Source organism: Slackia equolifaciens, from assembly GCF_003725995.1.
GTDB classification, from domain to species: Bacteria; Actinomycetota; Coriobacteriia; order Coriobacteriales; family Eggerthellaceae; genus Slackia; species Slackia equolifaciens.
Window position 1 is genome coordinate 21,975 of record NZ_QIBX01000022.1, and the last position, 19,329, is coordinate 41,303.

The window sequence follows — 19,329 nt, forward strand, 5'->3', positions numbered from 1 at the left end:
GCTGCACTACGCCGCGCCGCCTTTCTATCAAACGTCTGTTCGATAATAGTAGCACGAAGTCAAGCGACAACGCGGCTTATTTCAATTTTTCAGAAAGCTCTCGAGAATCGCAGGCATCCTTCTGCGGCATGCTGCTAGCGGCCGAACCCTCTTCCGTTGCAGCGGCCGAACCCTCTTCCGTCGCGGCGGGCAGCTCCTCGGCGCGCCCGCGCCCGGCGATGCGCTTGCGCGCCTTCATCTCGGGCTGATCGGCGCCGCGGAAGGTCTTGGTGCGCTGAATGAGCACCGCACCGATCAGGAAAGGCATCCAGAACACAATGCCGCGATACACAAGCACCGCCGCCATGCCCGCCGCCGAATTCACGTGATAGGCGTTGAACAGCACCACCACGGCAGCCTCTACAACGCCCACGCCCTGCGGCGTGATGGAGATCATGGCAAAGAGCGTGGCTACTACGTAGCCGCAGATGAGCGCTTCGGCGCCGTGAATCCCAAACGCCACGCCGCATAGGCAGAACGCCGCCAGCTCGCATGTGCTCGCAATGATGGAGCAGCCGAACGCCTTCAAGGCGGTCTTGGGATTATGGGCTATGATGCCCGCGGCTTCGCCGAAAGACGCCACGGCGGTTTCGGCCCAGGGGCGCAGCTCCTTCTTCCTGAATTTCATCATCACCTTGTTCACCAGGCGCTCCACCGGATGCAAAAGGCTCACCAACGTAGCAGGGCTCTTGCGCCCCACCACCATGATGCCGCCCATGAACGCAACCAAAAACACCACCACAAGGCCGAGGAGGAACCACGCGGGGCTCAAGTTGCCCGTTATCTCGAGGATGATGAAGCCGATGATCATGATGGTCATGAAGCCCGACTCGATGGTCATTTGCATGAGCAATGCCGCCGAGGTTGCCTTGCCGCCGGGGATGCCGCGGCGGCGCGCGTCATCCACCACAAGCGTAGCACCCGCCATGTTGAGCGACGGCGCGACCGTGTTCATGAAAAACGTGCCGAACACTAGAGGCAACGTATCGCGGGGGCTCATTTTTTCGCCTACCGCAGCGAACGAGAAATGGTACGCCCAGCTTTGTGCATAGTATTTGCCCAGCTGAGTGAGCACAGCAAGAATGAGCGGAATGATGGAGCCGCGCTGCACGGTTTCCGCGAGCTCAACCAGCTGGTCGCCGCGCATGATGATAAACACCAAAACGATGACGATGACCACACCGATAAAGATGTTGCGAATGCTTGGCTTCAAAGCGCTCCTCGCTATCCGCATCGCAGGCGGAAACGCCGAGCGAATGCATCACGGAACCAATAACCGCCTGATTATACCCGTTGCATAGCGTTTCGCGCGAGCATGGGCGCAAGGCGTCATAAACCGAGGCGTCATTGGAGCCGCGCCGTAACGCTCCCGTTGCCGCACCGTCACCTGTGCGAGGAGGAATAGCGCGAGCGACCGCACGAAGGCGGAGCAGCACTCGAGTAAGGCAATCGACTAAGCGGCGTTGCCGCAGGCGTAGGATCGAGGTGACGAAGCATGCACCCGCCGGGACATACAGCAGCGATGCGCAGACCTGACAAGGGCGCGCATCCGTTGTCACGACGCCCTCTCGCCGCCAGCCGGCCTACCACTACGCCGCCTGGTTGGCCTTTGCCACCTGCTCGTCGTTGTGCTGCTGCGTGCCGGCATTCATAAGCACGATGCCCGCCACGACGAGCGCGATACCCAAGCCCGTGTACAGGGAAAACGGCTCGCTCCAAATAACGCATCCGATAACCGTGGTGGCAACCGTGCCCAAGCCGCCCCAAATGCCGTACGCCAAGCCCAGGGGCACATGCTTCAATACGAACACGAACAAGCCGAACGAGATCACATACGCCACCACAACCAAAAGCGACGGCACTAACACGGTGAAGCCCTCCGACATCTTGAGCATGGTGGTGCCAAACACCTCGGCAACGATGGACACGGCCAAAAGGGCGTATCCGATCCCGTCGCCGCCGAGCTTCTTCCTCAGGTTCTTCTTCATCTCACCCATGGATCGCACCTACATTCCCATTTCCAAAATCACTACGCCGCCTATGATGCACGCCAGGCCAAGCGCCTTTTTCAGGTTGAATCCTTCGTTCCACACGATCGCGCCCACCACCGCGGTAAGCGCGATGCCCAAGCCCGTCCACATCGCATACACCGGACCTATGGGCAGATGCTCGAGCGTTTGGGCGATGAAGTAGAACGCGATGGCATACCCCGCCACCGTGCCCAAGAGCGGCAGCTTACGCTGAAAGCCGTTCGAAAGCTTCATCATGGAGTCGCCGAACACCTCGGCCGCCACCGCGATTGCCATCATTAAAAACGGATGCATATTTCCTCTTTCTACCTTCCCGTGTAACCGCAGCACCACCCCGCAAGGGTTCTGCGATTCTCCGCGAGGGTTCTGCGATTCCCCGCGAGGGCTCTGCGATTCCCTTTCTTGTGCTCCGATAGGTTAAACTATCCCATAATGGGAGAGTCAAGCGATATTTACGCATATGTCCCGAACGCAAAAGACAAGCAAAAATGCGTCGAACGTGCCCTATCGAAAGCGCAGGCTAACAAGATGAAGAAAGGGCGGCACGCATGAAGGGTGAGCTGCTGAGCATCGGAGAAGTGTCGAAAATGAAAGGCGTAGGCGTGAAATCGCTGCGCTATTACGAACGCATGGGCGTGCTTCCGCCGGCATACGTAGACCCCGATAGCGGATACCGATACTACTCCATGCACCAAATGGTGGACATCGATATCATCACCACCTGTATTGACCTGGGAATTCCCCTGCGAGAGCTGCGCAGCTACATGGATGAGGGCGGCATAGCCGACCTTGAAGCCTTGCTCGCGTGGAGCCGCGAAATAGCAGTCCAAAACCTGCGCCGGGCCGAAATCACACTCAGCCAGCTTGATGGCTATCTAGACGAAGCGCGCACGCAGAAGAAGCTTGCCGAAGCGCCTACGCCGCACGAGCGCAGCCTTCCCAAGCAGCTTTTGCTCTGCAAGCAATGGCGCGAAGAACGGTTCAATCTAAAACGTTACACCACCGATACAACTCAACTATACGAACAGGCCAAGGCGGCGGGAATCATCCCGCTCTATGCGCAGGGGCTGGTAAGCTTTGCGCCCAACTGCGCCGAGTCGAGCGTCGCAAAGCCATCCCCGAAGACAGACTGCATGCCGCCAAGCGCTCCGGACGCATCCAACGTCCCTGACGACAAGAACGAACCCCATCCCTCGGATGCTGCCTTGCTCGTCGGCGACGACACGGGGGCAAACCCGCTCGATACCCACCAAGCAAGCGACGCGCCGTACAGCGGCGCTCATTCACATCGCGGCAATGCGGCAAACACCAGCGCGAGCCCATACTGCAGCAATATCGCAGGTCACCGACGCACCTGGTATACATTCGTTGCCGTCGCTATTCCTTCATGGATGACAGTGCGCCATTCGCACGAAGCAATTCGCGCGGCGGGCGAAGGGCGCATCAAGACAATTCCAGCCGACACGTTTCACGGATGGCGTATAAAAGCCCCCACCTTAAGCGAGTGTCTTGAGACGTTGTTCGATCACTGCGAGCGCGTAGAGAGCACCGTCATCTCAACCGAAATCTGGGATGCTGGCATCAACGGAGCCAATTATGCAGTAGAAGTTTTGACAACCCGCTCGCCGTCCTTTTGACGCACTTCTATAGCCTCGCCCTGATGCCTACGCCCCGATGGCGCGTAGGCAGCGTTTGGACAAACCCGACGTGTACCGACAACAATACGGCACCCAACGATATGACTACGAGGGCACTAAATTGGTCAAATATCACTCGAATGGGCGGCAACGTCGTTCATTTCGCGCAACCTGGTCATTTTTGCTTCGAATGGGCGATTAGGGCATTTTAAAAACGGGATCACCGCAGAAAATGGCACATCTAGAGGGCCCAAGCCGACATCAGAACGAGTGATTCCCCGTATTTGCCGCTTTTGACCATGAATTTAATCGATGGTATGCTCGAATGGACGAACAACGAACCGCGCAATCGCCCATTCGAGTGATATTTGACCAAAGCACAAAATTCCTACGACCGCGCCGCCCATTCGAGTGAAAAATGACCATTTCCTGACGCATCGGATCCCCCGGCAGCCCGGACTCCACTGCATTCGGAGAAAACCTCAACGGTTTATGATTTTCCGCACAAAGATGTCCTAGCGATCCGGAATTCCGCTCCGACGGTCCAGAACCCCATCGCACCAGAAGCGCCTCCCAACCGCCACCGGTTTCGCGGCGTCAGAGAAACATCGAGCGGTCCGCAGCTTCGCGGCACCGGGAACCTTGCACCTCAGCAATTTGCCACGTCGGAAACACCCCCAGAGATTAAACATTCCGCAGCCGCATGGCGCCACCAACAAAAAAGCGGCAGCCACTCGGCCGCCGCTTTAGTGTAGCTTTTTCGAATCGCTACTCTTCGTCGAGAGCAGCCACAACCTCATCGGTCATGTTCATGGTGTGGTAGACGCTCTGCAGGTCCTCGAGCTCTTCCAGCTTGTCAACCAGACGCATGACCTTCTTGGCATCGTTGGGGGTAACATCGGTGGGGGTGGTGGGCTCCATGGTCATCTCGGCGCCCTTCACCTCGATGCCCTGCTCCTCCAAGCCGCGCTTAACGGCCATCAAATCGGTGGGGGCGGTGTACACAATCCACTCGTCCTCAGCATCCTCGTAGTCGGAGCCGCCGGCCTCGGCAACGGCCATCATGAACTCGTCTTCGTCGGCAGCAGCGCCATTGGGCTTGACGGGATTCTTCTTGTCGCCCGTCTCAACCTCCTTGGCCACCATAACCTGGCCCTTGCGCTCGAACATGAACGCCACCGAACCGCTGGTGCCAAGGTTTCCGCCGTGATGGTTGAACGCAGCGCGCACGTCGGCAGCGGTGCGATTGCGGTTGTCGGTCAGAGCCTCGCAATAGATCGCCACGCCGCAAGGGCCATAGCCTTCGTACACCACGGTCTCGTAGTTGGCGGCATCCTTGCCGGTGCCGAACGCTTTGTCGATAGCAGTCTTGATCTTGTCCTTAGGCAGCGAATAGCCCTTGGCCTTCTCGATGGCGGCAGCCAGCGACGCGTTGTTGTCGGGGTTGGGGTCGCCGCCCTCCTTGGCCGCAACGGTGATGTTGCGGGAGAGCTTGCTGAACAGGGCGGAACGCTTCGCGTCCTGCGCGGCCTTGCGGTGCTTGGTGGTTGCCCATTTAGAATGGCCTGACATAATCGCCTCTTTCTTGGTATCCATCGCGAACGGCGGCATGCAGGCCTGTGCCCTCGCCGGCCATTGCCCCGCCGCTCGACGCCTTCTATCGAAGCGCCCTGCGACGCGCCGCGTTCCCGATATCGCTCTTAGGAAAATTCCGACGCGCTAGTTTACTGCAAAACCCCTGCACTCGTAAAGAAAAGGACGATTATCGCCACGTCATTGCCATAGAGCGGCGGCAAAGACCAGAAAAAACCAGACCCAGAGACGGGCACGAAGGCGGGCGCAGAGCGGCAGGCGCAAGAGCCCAGACGTAAAGGACGTCAAATGCACGGTGAAACGAAGCGAACTGGGCAGTTTCACCGTAGCTTTTGACGTCCTTTGTTGGAGAGGGGAAGCTTGAGAGGACGAACGGTTGCAAGGTCGAGACCACCCGTGCCGTTTGGCGAAGCTGCCTCCACCACCTCGCTTAAAGATGAGGGCGTTTGCGCGCGCCAGTCGCCACGCGTTTCGTTAATCCCGCTTCACGTGCGCGGCAACCTCATGCACGCCGCGACCGGGACGCGCGAATTCCTCCACATGGGCGCGGTCGGCGTCCTCGATGGCATCCAGCAGCTCGCGGCTTGCCTCGGTGGCCTCGGCATCTGCCACCTGTAGGTTCGCATCTGCACCGGCGCTGGTCACATACACCACGCCGCGCTTGGCATCGGCGCGCGCGGCGGAAAGCAGCACCACGAAGCCTATAATGCCCGCCAGCGTGGACGCCGCAAGGATGGCGGCCTTCGCGCACGTCACATCGGCGGGATCCGTATACGCGAGGTTGGCCACAAAGATGGCCATGGTAAAGCCGACGCCGCCCAAGATGGACGCGCCGAACACGTGTTTCCAGGTGACGTTTTCGGGCAGGTGAGCCAGCTTGAACACCTTCACCACCGCAAGGCTGAACAACATGATGCCAATGGGCTTGCCCAACAGCAGGCCAAAGAACACGCCGAACAGCGCCGGGTTGGCAAAGAAGCTCGCCGGATCGGAGCCCACCAGCATGACATCGGCGTTGGTAAGCGCAAACAGCGGCAGAATTGCGAAATACACCCACGGATACAGCGCGTGCTCGAGGCGCGTGGCAGGAGGTATGGCCAGGCGCGCCACGGAAGAGAGGTTGCTCACGTTGCGCATGTATTCCTCCTGGCCGATAATGGGCTCGTCGGGCTTGTACGCCTCGTGCGCCTGGCGGATCTTCTTGCCCGACCACGCCGTGAAGCTTTTCAGGTTCACGCGCGAGCCCGACGGAATAACGAACGCCAGCAGCACGCCCGCGATGGTGGCGTGCACGCCGCTCATGAACACGCAGTACCACAGCACCACGCCCACCAGCAGATACGGCACGAGCGAGTACACGTGCGCTTTGTTGAGCGCCACGCCCACCAGCAGCACCACGGCCGCTGCCGCTATCCAGGCGAGGCTGGGCGCCTGGCCGTAGAAGATGGCGATCACCAGAATGGCGATGATATCGTCGGCAACCGCCAGCGTGGAAAGAAACACGCGGATGCCGCTGGGCACGCGACTGCCCAAAAGCGCGAGGATGCCCAACGCGAACGCGATGTCGGTAGCAGTGGGCACGCCCCATCCGCCTGCCGTTGCGGGGTTGCCGGCGTTGAAAATGCTGTAGATCACGATGGGCGCTACCACGCCGCCGCATGCCGCAACTATAGGGAGCAGCGCCTGACGGATATTGGTGAGCTCGCCTACGGTCATCTCGTATTTGATTTCCAGGCCAACGAGCAGGAAGAACACCGCCATGAAGATGTCGTTTATCACATGCCCGAACGACATGGAGGCCACCTGGTCACCAAAGAATACGCCCACCGGCTCATGGATGAAATGCTCGAACGCCTCGCCCGCCGGAGAGTTCACCAAGACGAGCGCCGCAATGGCGGCGAGCAGCATGATGCCGGCGGCTTTGGTAGCCGAGTGGGTGAATTCGACAACTTTCATATAGCGCGCCTGGTGGCGGCTCACTTCATCAATAAAAAGAGGATGCTCGCCCTGGCCATCGGGGGTCTGATGCTGGGCCTGGGATCCTTGGCCGTCAGGGGCCGAATGCCGGGCTTGGGGATGCGGCGCCTGGAGCCCATCCTGAGTCTGGGAATGTGGTGACTGGGGGGCACCTTGCGCCTGCTGGGAGTGCTGAGTTTCTTGGGTCATTCGCTCTACTCGTTTCTCTTCGGGAGAATGGCCTTATTATCGCGCCTTTTCATCGTATGCGCTAATGTGCGGCGCACAGGAATCGCCAAGGGCGCGCCGCGTATCGCAAAAAACATGGGCGCCATTATATCCAGCGCTCCCGGCTCGCTTGCGCCCAGGCGCGTCCGTCGCGAAATTGTCACCAAAACACCGACAAATCCCGCGAAGCTGCCTTTTCACTTTTGTATACTCTTTCATAAATCGCGCGTTGGCTGCACAATATCCCCAAGCACACAGCGCATCGAACGTCGGCACCAACCGATGCGCCACCCACGCGAAAGGCAAGCCATGGAACCATCCGCAACCGCATCAGCCCCCTCCCGCGAAGCCGAGCTCATCATCATAAGCCGCAACGTGTTCACGGGCGTGGAGGCGCGGCCTGCGCCGTACAGCGCCCTCAATGACATGATGCCGTCGCTGCCAAGCATCCCCTTCCCGCCCCCGCCCGACGCGCGGCCCGCCGCCGTGTGCGTGCGCGATGGACGCATCATCGCCGTGGTCGACCCCGCCGATGCGCATGCGTTCCGCACGCCCGCCACACGCGTAGTCGATTACGGCGACGCATTCGTGTGCCCCGGCATACACGACGCGCACGTGCATGCCTTCCACAGCGCACTTTATGCGAGCCCCTTGGCGGAGAGCTTCTTGGGCGAAAGCGAGGCCGACTGCGTGAACCGCATGCGCGCCCTTGCCGCCCGCAAGCCGCAGGGCTGGCTGCTCTCGCAGGGCTGGCGCGAATACCGCTGGAACCCGCCCGTGCTTCCCAGCAAGCATTCGTTGGACGCGGCTTTTCCCAACCGTCCTGTGGCGATGTATTCAGGCGATGGACACACGCTGTGGCTCAACTCGCGCGCGCTCGAGGAGCTAGGCGTCACGCGCAACAGCGTGCCGCCCCAAGGAGGCGCCTTCGAACGCGACGAGGCGGGCGAACTCACCGGAATCGTACGCGAGGCCGCCGCCATGGAGCTTCTGCCCCGCATCATGGCCACGTTTACGCGCGAGGAGGTCGCGCAGGCCTACCGCGGCTTTTTGCGGCGTATGGCGAGCCTGGGCATCACCGCCCTGTGCGACATGAGCCTTGCCGCCAATCCCGGCATGGACTTCATCCGCGACGACGTGTGGAGCATGCTTCTCGACGCGGGAGAGCTTACCGCGCGCGTACATCTCTTCCCCACCCTGACCGGCGATTTGAGCCGCTTCGAGAGCATGCGCCGCACCCTGCGCAGCCCCCTTTTACAGGCATGCGGCCTCAAGCAGTTCTTCGACGGCGTGTCCAGCCAGCACACCGCCTATCTCAAAGAGCCCTATACCAACGCGCGCCACCCCGGCGATCGCGGGCATTTGACCGTGCCGTTCGAGCAGATGCGCACGATGATTCTGCACGCCAACAGCAAGGGGTACCCCGTGCGCATCCACACGATCGGCGACGAGGCCATCCACCTGGCGCTTAACATCTTCGAAGAGGCAGAGGCGCTCTACGGGCGCCCGTCGATGCGCACGAACGGCGAGTCTGCCCTCTGCCGCAACACGCTGGAGCATCTGGAGAACTTCCAACCCGAGGACATCGAGCGCCTGGCGCGCTTGGAGGTAGTGGCCTCGGTGCAGCCGCCGCACATCACGCTCGACCCCGGCGGCCCCGAGCGGGACTTGGGCCCCGAGCGCTGCCGCTGGATGTGGCCGTTTGCAACGTATTTGGACAAGGGCGTGCAGATGGCGTTCGGAACCGACTCTCCCGTGGTTGACATCGACCCCATGCCCGTGCTGTATGCAGCTGTGACCAGGCAGGACGCAATCACGCACGAGCCTTGGGGAGGGTGGCTGCCCGAAGAGCGCATCCCGATGCGCGCCGCACTTTCGGCCTACACCTACGGCTCCGCATGTGCCGCCGGGGCGAAAGGCGCGCTCGGCACGCTCGAGCCTGACATGTGGGCCGACATTGCCGTGTTCGACCGCGACCTGACGAGCAACGAGGTGCGGTTGAATCCCGAGCTCATCCTTAACACGCACGCCATTGCAACCTACCTGGCGGGACGGCAGGTGTTTGGGGAATAGGGGCGATTCGGAAAATCCTGAATGAATAATTCGGAAAACACGGATCACCTGGTGAACAAGGAGAGCCAATATGCGACGCACGAAAATCATTTGCACGCTGGGGCCTGCGGTGGATAGCGACGAAGCGGTGCGCGCGCTGCTGGAAGCCGGCATGAACGTGGCTCGATTGAACTTCAGCCACGGCACGCACGAGGAGCATGCGCGTCGCATCGAGCGCGTGAGACGCCTACGCGAGGAAACGCGCACGCCCTGCGCCATCATGCTCGACACCAAAGGCCCCGAGATCCGCACCGGGCTTCTGAAGGACGGGCGGCCAATCCCCCTTCGCGCCGGCCAGACGATCGTGCTCACGAGCGATGCGACCGCCGATGGCTCCAACGGGCGCATACCCCAGGATTGTGCCGATCTGGCGCAAAGCCTCGCGCCCGGCGCACACCTGCTGATAGACGACGGGCTCATCGAGCTCGAAGTGACGCGCATCCTTCCCCACCGGGAAACGTGCGACGGGCAGTCCGACGGCTCAAACGAACGCAACAGTTCGCGTGACGGGCGGGCAGGCAACGCGAACGGACTCGGCAACGCGCGTACCGGGCGAATCGATAACGCAAACGCCCAAGGCAACTCATGCGCCGTGCGGTTCGACATCGAGTGCATCGCGCTGAACGATGGCGTGCTGGGCGAACGCAAATCCATCAACGCGCCCGGTGCTAAGCTCCCCCTTCCTGCCGTCACCGAACAAGATCGCGCCGACCTGCTGTTCGGCATCGACCAAGGCGTAGACATCGTGGCGGCGTCGTTCATCCGCGACGGCGACGGCGTGCGTGAGATAAAGCAGTTCCTCGCCGAGCACGGAGGCGCCGATATCGCCGTTGTGGCGAAAATCGAGGCGGCGGGCGCACTGGGCAACATCCACGACATCGTGCGCGAGGCCGACGGCATCATGGTGGCGCGCGGCGATTTAGGCGTGGAGGTGCCGGCGTACAGGGTTCCGCGCCTGCAGAAAGAGATTATCCGCCTGTGCAACCGCGAATCAAAGCCCGTGATCACCGCCACGCAGATGCTCGACTCCATGATTTCGCGGCCTCGGCCTACACGCGCCGAAGTTGCCGACGTGGCCAACGCGATATACGACGGCACCGATTGCGTGATGCTTTCGGGCGAGACAGCGCAGGGGGCGCATCCCGTAGAGGCCGTGCGCACCATGGCGAGCATCGCGTGCGAAACCGAGCCGCACCTGTTCGATAACCACGAGCCCGACAGGTGCCGCACCCGCGTGCGAGCCTCGCTGGCGGTAGGAATCGCCGCAGTTCAAACGGCGGAGACGCTCGTCGCGGCTTGCATCATCGCGCCCACGGTTACAGGGCGCACCGCGCGCCTCATATCCAACCTGCGGCCCCGCATGCCTATCTACGCCGTCACGCCCAACGAGCGGGTCATGCGGCAGATGCTGCTGAGCTGGGGCGTAGTCCCCCTTTTGGACGAGGTCCAGGGCGAACGACGCCAGGTGATGGCGAACGCACTTGCGAAGGTGCGCGACGCAGGATACGTGCAGCCGGGCGACCTTGCGGTCGTGACCACGGGCGACCCGAATACGGCGCCAGAGGAGGATGTGCGCCCCGGCGTGCCCGGCATCGCCCCCACCAACGTCATGCAGGTGGTGCAGGTACGATAGCTATGCCCGGATGCGTTGCATGAGACAGGTGGCCACGCGCGGGCACGTGGACGCAGGTCGCATCACAGAATGGCAACGCGTGGCAGCAATATGGCGCGAAGTGCGCTACCATAGCAGTGGACAAATACTTTTCCGCAGTAAAGCGGAAACAAGTCGTCGGCATTTTGCGCAGGCGACACGCACCGAGACATGTTTTCGTGGAAAGCCTTCACCTGAACGGTGGGCGAAGGCCGACACTAGAAAGGACGGAAAGCATGGAGATCAGAGTCATCGGCAGGAAAGTCACGGTAACCGACGCGCTGAACGAGTACGCCACCGAAAAAATCGGCAACGCGATGAAGGTGCTGAGCCTTGACATCCCCACCGCCGAAGTGGTGCTGCGCGTTGAGAAGAACCGCCCCGTGCCCTGCATCTGCGAGGTCACGCTGCGCCCCAAGGGCCACACCATCCATGTGGAAGAGCACGAGGAAGACATGTACGCCGCTATCGACGTGGCAGCCGCCAAGGTGCTGCGCCAGCTGCGCAAGTACAAGACCCGCGTCATCGATCATCGCATGAAGGAAACCCTGAAGGCCGCCGAGCCCGCCATCGAGCCCACGGGCGTCGATTTCGACGAGCTTATGGCAGAGCTTTCCGCGGACGACGAAGTGGTACGCGTGAAGGAGGTCGAGTTCACCCCGCTCACCGAGGAGGAAGCGCTGGTGCAGATCGATCTTCTGGGTCACGACTTCTTCGTGTACACCGATCGCGACACCAACGAGGTGCACGTGCTGTATCGTCGCACCGGCGGCGGCTACGGCCTGCTCAAGCCCAAGGCGGAATAGCCGGCGGGCGCAACGCGCAAAAGCATACGAGCATATCTCGCTCAGCCAAAGGGAGCCTTCGGGCTCCCTTTCTTGTGCGCAGCATGCTGACGGGAAGGTACGCCAATGCACGTCACCGAGCCTTGGCTCATAACGCCACGGAACCTAACCTCCATCACGCCGAGACAGTAAGAAACGCCTAACAACTTAGCACGCACTGGATGCGCAAATCACGAAGAAGACCGCAAAGCGGTCTTCTTCGTTCCGGTCGCCCGAAGGGAAAGGCAACCACCTTGAATTGGATGACGCACAACTCAAAAGGGAGGGGTGTCGCGCGTCTCGAATAGTTAATTGGATTATGCGATCTGCAGGAACTTACCCACCGATTTGCCGCACTCGCGGCCGAGCGTAATGGCAAAACCTAAGCTCACGCCCGGAATGGGCGTAATGTACTCATAGCCAAAACGCCGACCGCAGTCGTTACCGGAAACATATAGGCCCGGAATTGGCTCGAAGTTCTGATCAAGCGCATTCTGTTCGCCATCGGTGATAATGCCGCCGCATGTCACCATTGTCTCGCCCAACACCGGATCGAACGTGCAGGCATAATACGGCGCAGTGTCAACAGGGAACAGCACCTTGGCGTCGCGACCAAATTCCATATCGGCGCCTTGCTCGCAATACGAGTTGTAGGCTTCGATGGTTGCCAAGAAGTTCTCCAGTGCCTCACCTTCGTATCCAAGCTGTGTAGCCAGCCCCTCAAGGGTGTCGTCGGCGATGTATTCCACCTGCGTAGCAGGTCCGCCACCGCCAGGACCCTCCTCGCCCGTCTCTTCAGGCTCTTCATAAGTACCCTTGAACTTTGCATAGGCAGTATCAAGCGCCTCCTGAAGCGATGCGATGTTTTCTTCGGTTGCAGTAAAGCCTGCGTGTTGCGGGATGGTGTACTGACGATACTCGGGGAAATTGGAGTCGCAGATGGCAAACTTTGTCTTCCTGGAACGATACACCGTAGCATAGCCGCGCTGTTCAGACGTAGGATAATACTCATTGCAGAATCGCTTGCCGTTCTCATCCACCCACACGGCCTGAGGCAGACAGTTCATCTTGCCAGGAAGGGAAAGGCCCTTCATGTTCATGCCGGGAATAGGACAGGTCTCCAAATGCGCACCGGCCCAGTAAGCCATCTGGACGCCGCGTCCGTCGTTAGTGGACATCGAGCTCAACGTCTCGTCGCCCACGAGTGCGCCCGCCATATCGGGCATCAGGTCGGTCATCATCTCGGGGTTGCCGCCAAAACCGCCACACGCGATGACGACGGCCTTGCAATTGAACTTGATGTTTCCATCGGGGCCGGTTGCCACAAGCCCCGCAACGGATCCCTCGTTCATAACCACATACTGAGCCTCGGTGGAAAACATGAATTCGGCACCAGCCTGTTTTGCGAGGTCACGATTGTAGCCATGTATCTTGGTCTGATTGCAGTCACCGTAGAAGCTGCAAACACTCGGCCAGAACTTAATACCGGAGAGTTCATCCATCTGATGCTCGGTCTTCGGGAAAAACGCCGTAGTCATGGTGGCGAAATCTTCTTCGGTGAGCGCCGACAGATACCAGTCCATATTGGCACCCGAATTCTGGGCGTATTTCATCACGAGCTCTTGATTGGGATAATTACCCGTAATTCGCATCCAGTTTTGGAAAAACTCCACCGGATCGATCTCGGGCACGCCACGCTCTTTGAGAATGGAGGCATTTAGAACGCCGGCTTCGTTGCCGACAGCAGCATAGGTGTCTTCGGACTGTTTTTCAACCAGATATACCTTTGCACCCTCTTCAGCGAGCTCGCGACAGGCGGTAATTCCGGCAAAACCATGGCCGCACACCACAACATCGCAGTCGATTTCTTGCACGAACTCGGTGATTTCCGCAGGAGCAACACGCCAACCTGAATCCTGCGCGCCCTCTGCCGAACCCCCTTCGCTATCGGATGCGGCGGTCGAAGGCGAGCACGAAGCCAGCGCTCCTGCGGCAGCGGCGCTCGCTCCCACGATGCCCATTCCTTTCAGAAAGTTACGACGAGTGAGATCCTGCATCATTGGAACCCCTTCCTTTTCAAACGATCCTCTCCTGAATTACGCATTCGCAGCAGCGGCCAAGCCGTGTGCTCCTGTGCTTGCTCCCTGGCGAATGCTTGAGGGGATGCTATGCCCTTGAGGTTAACTTGAGGAATCGCAGAATTTGATGATTAGTACGTAATACCAGTTCAGAAGCATCATAGAAATTAGGTATTGCCCTCCTGAAAGCCTCGCCTATACAATGCCCAAGCAAGGAGGGGAAATGAATGCCATTAATGATTCGATAGGTCTAGAAACCCTTGCGCTTCTGGCGTTTTTCGCCACCATGCCCATTTATTCACCTAACGTTGTAGCATTTCAGGAATGCCTCGACAGCCTCGATGTCATGAGCGCCTTAGTCAGCAGCATGATGGGGGCAAGCATACTTGCAAGTGCGGTATATCTTGCAACATCGTTATTTCGCCCCAATTTTATACAAGACCATGCACGTTTAATCAGGATTGTCGGCTGCATACTTTACGCCGTAGGAATGGCGCTGTTTTTGGGCATATGCGTAGTTGCCGCCCTCAGAATCGCCGCCATCGCCAGCTGCATAGGATGCACAATAGGTGCCGGCTTGAGCATCATGGTAGTCACCTGGGGAACAAGACTGTCGTCATACGGCCTTAAACATGCGCTTTTGCTGATTTGCGTGATATGCGGCAGCACCGCTGCCATTAACTGGGTATTTTCTTTTTTACCCGACATGCCGCTCGTCGCCATTACGGCAGTCCTTGCCGCTATCGGAACATTCTATCCCCTATTTGTTCCAGCACAGCACCATCCATCCCCTCAAACCCCAACCGAAAGCGTTCACGCCTTAAAAGAAGGCGGAGACATCCACGACACCGCACTGCGCGGCGCTTTCTCCGAAAGCTCGTCTTCTCCCCTAGGAGCGTCCGCGTCCCGCATCGACATGATGAAGCGATTCATCTCGGTACTTGCCCCAGCGCTCACGGGTCTTTCCATGTTTGCTTTCTTCATGGGCGTAAGCCGAGTTACCGTGTTCGACAACATGCACGCAGAAGTGCTGGGCAACGTTTTTGCCGCTGTTTTGCTGTTGCCGCTCTGCTTTTCCACCTCAAAACGTCCGTTTTTGGTAGTGCTCTGCAATGTGGCACTTCCCCTCGTTGCGTGCGCCATGCTTTGCATCACGGTGCTCGCTTACGACTTCGGCCTTTTCGCCGCCCTCGTTCCCCTTGGCTCATACACTTTTTTCTGCGCAGTTGCGCAGATATCACTCGCACTTGGCGTAGCAAGCATGCGGCCGCGCGAATTTCCTCCTTGCATCACCTGGACGTTTTACCTTCTACTGTTTTCGCTCTTCAGCGCTTTTGGTCTTCTGTTTGGCCACCCTAGCGCATTTGGCCAAACCGAGTTCCTCTCATCGTCTCTGCTTGCTCTCTATTGCTCGGCGCTCATTGTATATGCGATTTTCGAGCTTATGCGCGACACCCTTCCTGTGCAGGAAGCAAACACGCCCTCCGTAGACGAGGCGTCTTCTTTCGAAAAGCGGTGCGACGACCTGGCACAGAAGTTTGGACTTTCACCGCGCGAGCGAGAAATAATAGCTTTTCTTGGGCGTGGACATACATCTGCCTACGTTGCCAAAAGCCTCATTATTTCTGAAAGCACCGTGTACACGCATACGCGCAATATCTATCGCAAACTCGGCATGGGTTCGAAAGAAGAAATAATCCAGGCGCTCTCCGATCCACGCGATGCTCGTTAATAATCCTGAAGCCTATGTCCATCAGGCCGAGTGGATTCCTGCCCCAGCAAGCCGCATCCGCCGGTCGATTCGTACGCCCATTCCACCGATGTCGCACACAACCATAGCATGACCGCTACGCGCAGTAATCCCGCCACGCTGTCTTATCTCTCTTCCTCCAGGCGCAATATAAGCTCCTCTTTAGACGAGATCCCCATCTTGCGGTACATGTTGCGCATATGGGTACGCACCGTGTTCTCCGATATGAACAGCTTCTCGGCAATGTAGGGCGACCCATGGCCTCCCGCCAAATACGTCAGCACCTCTGCCTCGCGCGCCGAGAGCGCATACCGGGCCGACAGACGCTCGCACGCCTTCGGCATGCCAGCAGAGCCAGCGCCCTGCCCCGTCATGCCCTCCCTTTTCGCCATGCGTTCGATAAGCCTTCGGGAACGAATGAGCGCCGCAAGCACCACGTAGGCAAAATACGCCGATGCCACCGGCAAAAGAGCAGGGCCAATGGAATCGGCTCCCACCAGGGCATAAAGCCGCGCGCCTAAAAACGAGCACACAGCAGCACCCGCATACAGCCCGCCGAGCAACGTCCAAGGGGAAATCTCCCGCTTGCTCGAAACTTCGGCCAAAAGGGCGAACGCCAAAAGCACGATAAATACGTGGCGGGTCTGTAAGGGCATATCGGGGCGGCCCCACACCCCTCCCATGGGGTCGCCTAAGCCGCTATCAGGGCGATTTCATACCCCTCCCATGAGATTGCCCATGCCTCCGTAGAGGCGGGGTTCCATACCCTTCCCGTGGGGCCCCGCCTATGTCACGAACGAGGCGACCCCATACCCCTCCCGCGGGGCCGCCCTCAACCTTTAATCTCGCATCGCGCGTTCTATGCCGTCGCGTCAGACGCTCTATGACGTCGCGTAATTGATACCGCTTGCATATCATTTATGCCCGCTGCCCCGCCACAGGCACTTCTTGATGCCCTACGCACCTACAATGAACTGCGAAAACAGAAGATAGGACACGACAAGAGGAGCGACCATGAATATCAAAAACGTTACCGTGGCGGGCGCCGGAGTGTTGGGAAGCCAGATTGCCTTTCAAACCGCATACAAAGGCTTCAACGTTACCGTCTGGGTACGAAGCGAAGCGTCCATCGAGCGCGCCAAGCCTAAGTTCGCCGCACTTGAACAAACCTATGTGGCAACCCTTGAGGCCATGAAGACCAACCCCGCTGCCTTCGCCCGCGGGCTCGCCTCCGCCGACGCCTCGGCGGAAGAGCTGGACGCGCTCAAGGCAAAAGCGCACGAGGCTCTCGAGGGCATTCGCTTCACCACCAGCTACGAAGAGGCCGCCCGCGACGCCGATTTAGTAATCGAGGCGATCGCCGAGGACCCCGCGCAAAAGACCGCCTTCTACACCGAACTGGCCAAGCACCTGCCGGAGCAGACCATCGTGGTCACCAATTCCTCCACGCTTCTGCCCAGCGCGTTTGCGGAATCCACAGGTCGCCCCGAGAAATACCTGGCGCTGCACTTTGCCAACCAGATTTGGCAGAACAATACCGCCGAGGTCATGGGCCATCAGGGAACCGGCGAGGCGGCGTACCGCGAGGTGGTAGAGTTCGCCGACGCCATTGGCATGGTACCGCTCGAACTGCACAAAGAGCAGCCGGGCTATATCCTCAACAGCATGCTGGTACCGTTCCTGAGCGCGGCCCAGGCGCTTTACGCAACTGGAGTAGCCGATCCCGCGACCATCGACAAAACCTGGATGCTCGCCACGGGCGCGCCGCTTGGGCCCTTCCGCATTCTTGATATCGTCGGAGTTACTACCGCGTATAACATCGTCTCCATGAAGCCGGAGGCCGCCGACCCCGAATCGGTCATGGGCAAGGTTGCCGCCATGCTCAAGGAGATGATCGACGCCGGCAAAACGGGCGTCGCCGCCGGCGAAGGCTTCTATTCGTACCGATAGAACATCGCCCTTACCGCGCAGAGCACCATCTCGAAGGTGGCGGCATTGCCGGTGAGCCCGCCGCCGCCTTAACACGCAGAGCAGCATCCTTCAACACATAGAGCCCCGGGAAACCGAGCCGCCCCGCCTCTCAAGCACGAGAGACAGGGGCGGCTCAACCGGGGCTCTTAGCATTATTGCAGGCGGACAGGCAGGCGTTAGTTGTTCTCGTACCGCGCCAGGAAGTCCTGCGTGCGTTTGTGCTGAGGATGATTGATTACCTGATCGGCAGGACCCTCTTCCACGATCACGCCGCCGTCCATGAACACGATGCGATCAGCCACGTCGCGTGCGAATTGCATCTCATGCGTAACCACCACCATGGTCATGTGCTCGGCCGCAAGCTGCTTGATCACCTTGAGCACCTCGCCGGTAAGCTCGGGATCGAGCGCACTCGTGGGCTCGTCGAAGAACACGATCTCGGGGTTCATGCATAACGCACGCGCGATGCTCACGCGCTGCTGCTGGCCGCCGGAGAGCTCGCACGGGACCTTGCCCTCGTTGCCTTCAAGGCCCATCTTGGCGATCAGCTCGCGCGCCTGGCGCTCCACCTCGGCCTTGTCGCGCTTCTGCACGCTGATCGGGGCGTCCATGATGTTCTTGAGAACCGTATAGTGGGGGAACAGGTTGTAATTCTGGAATACCAGGCCAAAGCGCGATTTTGCCTGCTTGATCACGTCCTTCGCGCCATAGACCGCCTTGTCGCCCTCGGTGTGCGCAACCTGCAGATTGCCGTAGGACAGTTCGCCCGCGTCGAACGTTTCAAGCAGCGTCGCGCATCGCAGGAGCGTGGATTTGCCGCCGCCCGAAGGGCCGATCACGGCAACCACCTCGCCGGGATACACCTCCAGCGAGATATCCTTGAGCACCTCGACCTCGCCGAAGCTCTTCTTCACGTGCGACAAACGCACAATGGGATTCTGGTTAGTCATCTACTCTCCCCTAGTCGTGGTAGTAGTCGAGTTTCTTTTCCACGCGGTTGAGAACAACCTCCACCACAAAGTTGAACACCCAGTAGAACACAGCGGCAATCACGAACGGCACCATGCTCACCTGCGACGCCACGAGCGCCTTGGCAGTGCTGAACATCTCGGCCACGCCGATGGCGAACGCGAGCGACGTGTCCTTCACCAGCGTGATGATCTCGTTGCCCATGGCGGGAAGGATGCGCTTGACCACCTGCGGCAGCACGATTTTGCCGAACGTCTGCAGGCGCGAATAGCCCAGCACTTCGGCAGCCTCGTACTGGCCCTTAGGGATGGATTGGATGCCGCTGCGATAGATTTCGGCGAAATATGCCGCGTAATTGATGATAGGGGGTGCGGCAGAAATCCTGGAAGGCGGGGCGGGCCGTTCGTTCGTGCTAGGCCGCCAGGCCCAGCGACTCCCTGTACGCCTTCGGGCTCAGCCACCCGAGCGACTCCTTGATCCGGCCCTCGTTA

At 59.6% G+C, this 19,329-nt stretch carries 14 protein-coding genes and 1 pseudogene; 6 read left to right on the top strand and 9 right to left on the bottom strand.

Annotation, left to right across the window (positions count from 1 at the left end):
* Positions 1-76: 76 nt before the first annotated feature.
* The 3 genes from DMP06_RS10070 to DMP06_RS10080 form a co-directional block, all read right to left on the bottom strand.
* A complete protein-coding gene (locus DMP06_RS10070; RefSeq protein WP_245962480.1) occupies positions 77-1,252 on the bottom strand; it encodes a lysylphosphatidylglycerol synthase transmembrane domain-containing protein in 1,176 nt (391 codons plus the stop codon).
* A 376-nt stretch (positions 1,253-1,628) separates the two neighbouring features.
* Entirely contained in the window at positions 1,629-2,036 is a 408-nt protein-coding gene (locus DMP06_RS10075) for a DMT family transporter (RefSeq protein WP_245962481.1), read from the bottom strand.
* A gap of 9 nt (positions 2,037-2,045) precedes the next feature.
* Positions 2,046-2,363 (bottom strand): DMT family transporter, encoded by a 318-nt coding sequence (locus DMP06_RS10080; RefSeq protein ID WP_123209611.1) that lies wholly within the window; start codon positions 2,361-2,363, stop codon positions 2,046-2,048.
* 254 nt (positions 2,364-2,617) lie between these two features.
* Between DMP06_RS10080 and DMP06_RS10085 the strand changes: the two genes are divergently transcribed.
* Positions 2,618-3,706 carry a MerR family transcriptional regulator gene (locus DMP06_RS10085; protein ID WP_123209612.1) on the top strand — a complete coding sequence of 363 codons (1,089 nt, stop codon included), beginning with the start codon at positions 2,618-2,620 and terminating at the stop codon, positions 3,704-3,706.
* 768 nt (positions 3,707-4,474) lie between these two features.
* Here the strand turns inward: DMP06_RS10085 and DMP06_RS10090 are convergent.
* Positions 4,475-5,278, bottom strand: a complete 804-nt coding sequence (locus tag DMP06_RS10090; RefSeq protein ID WP_123209613.1) for a YebC/PmpR family DNA-binding transcriptional regulator — start codon at positions 5,276-5,278, stop codon at positions 4,475-4,477.
* Positions 5,279-5,773: 495 nt separating this feature from the next.
* A complete protein-coding gene (nhaA, locus tag DMP06_RS10095) occupies positions 5,774-7,465 on the bottom strand; it encodes a Na+/H+ antiporter NhaA (protein ID WP_245962482.1) in 1,692 nt (563 codons plus the stop codon).
* A gap of 327 nt (positions 7,466-7,792) precedes the next feature.
* Between nhaA and DMP06_RS10100 the strand changes: the two genes are divergently transcribed.
* The 3 genes from DMP06_RS10100 to hpf all read left to right on the top strand — a co-directional run bounded on the left by DMP06_RS10100 (position 7,793) and on the right by hpf (position 12,052).
* Positions 7,793-9,556, top strand: a complete 1,764-nt coding sequence (locus DMP06_RS10100) for an amidohydrolase (protein WP_245962483.1) — start codon at positions 7,793-7,795, stop codon at positions 9,554-9,556.
* A 70-nt stretch (positions 9,557-9,626) separates the two neighbouring features.
* Positions 9,627-11,228 (top strand): pyruvate kinase, encoded by a 1,602-nt coding sequence (pyk, locus tag DMP06_RS10105; protein WP_123209615.1) that lies wholly within the window; start codon positions 9,627-9,629, stop codon positions 11,226-11,228.
* A gap of 254 nt (positions 11,229-11,482) precedes the next feature.
* Positions 11,483-12,052, top strand: a complete 570-nt coding sequence (gene hpf, locus DMP06_RS10110; RefSeq protein WP_123209616.1) for a ribosome hibernation-promoting factor, HPF/YfiA family — start codon at positions 11,483-11,485, stop codon at positions 12,050-12,052.
* A gap of 335 nt (positions 12,053-12,387) precedes the next feature.
* Here the strand turns inward: hpf and DMP06_RS10115 are convergent, their stop codons facing one another.
* The gene (locus DMP06_RS10115; protein WP_245962484.1) at positions 12,388-14,130 is read right to left on the bottom strand and encodes an FAD-dependent oxidoreductase; all 1,743 of its coding nucleotides are present in this window, start codon (positions 14,128-14,130) and stop codon (positions 12,388-12,390) included.
* A gap of 241 nt (positions 14,131-14,371) precedes the next feature.
* Between DMP06_RS10115 and DMP06_RS10120 the strand changes: the two genes are divergently transcribed.
* Positions 14,372-15,880, top strand: coding sequence for a helix-turn-helix domain-containing protein (locus DMP06_RS10120; RefSeq protein WP_161957906.1), 1,509 nt, complete (start codon positions 14,372-14,374; stop codon positions 15,878-15,880).
* 143 nt (positions 15,881-16,023) lie between these two features.
* Here DMP06_RS10120 and DMP06_RS10125 read toward each other — a convergent pair whose 3' ends face one another.
* Positions 16,024-16,554 carry a helix-turn-helix transcriptional regulator gene (locus tag DMP06_RS10125; RefSeq protein ID WP_161957907.1) on the bottom strand — a complete coding sequence of 177 codons (531 nt, stop codon included), beginning with the start codon at positions 16,552-16,554 and terminating at the stop codon, positions 16,024-16,026.
* Between the two features lie 358 nt (positions 16,555-16,912).
* Here DMP06_RS10125 and DMP06_RS10130 point away from each other — a divergent pair, with 358 nt between their 5' ends.
* Complete coding sequence (locus DMP06_RS10130; protein ID WP_123209619.1) at positions 16,913-17,848, top strand: 3-hydroxyacyl-CoA dehydrogenase; 936 nt, start codon at positions 16,913-16,915, stop codon at positions 17,846-17,848.
* Positions 17,849-18,045: 197 nt separating this feature from the next.
* On the opposite strand, the gene DMP06_RS10135 is transcribed toward DMP06_RS10130, so the two are convergent.
* Complete coding sequence (locus DMP06_RS10135; protein ID WP_123209620.1) at positions 18,046-18,819, bottom strand: amino acid ABC transporter ATP-binding protein; 774 nt, start codon at positions 18,817-18,819, stop codon at positions 18,046-18,048.
* A 10-nt stretch (positions 18,820-18,829) separates the two neighbouring features.
* A pseudogene (locus DMP06_RS10140) lies at positions 18,830-19,201 on the bottom strand (amino acid ABC transporter permease); the annotation flags it as partial.
* Between the last annotated feature and the right edge of the window lie 128 nt (positions 19,202-19,329).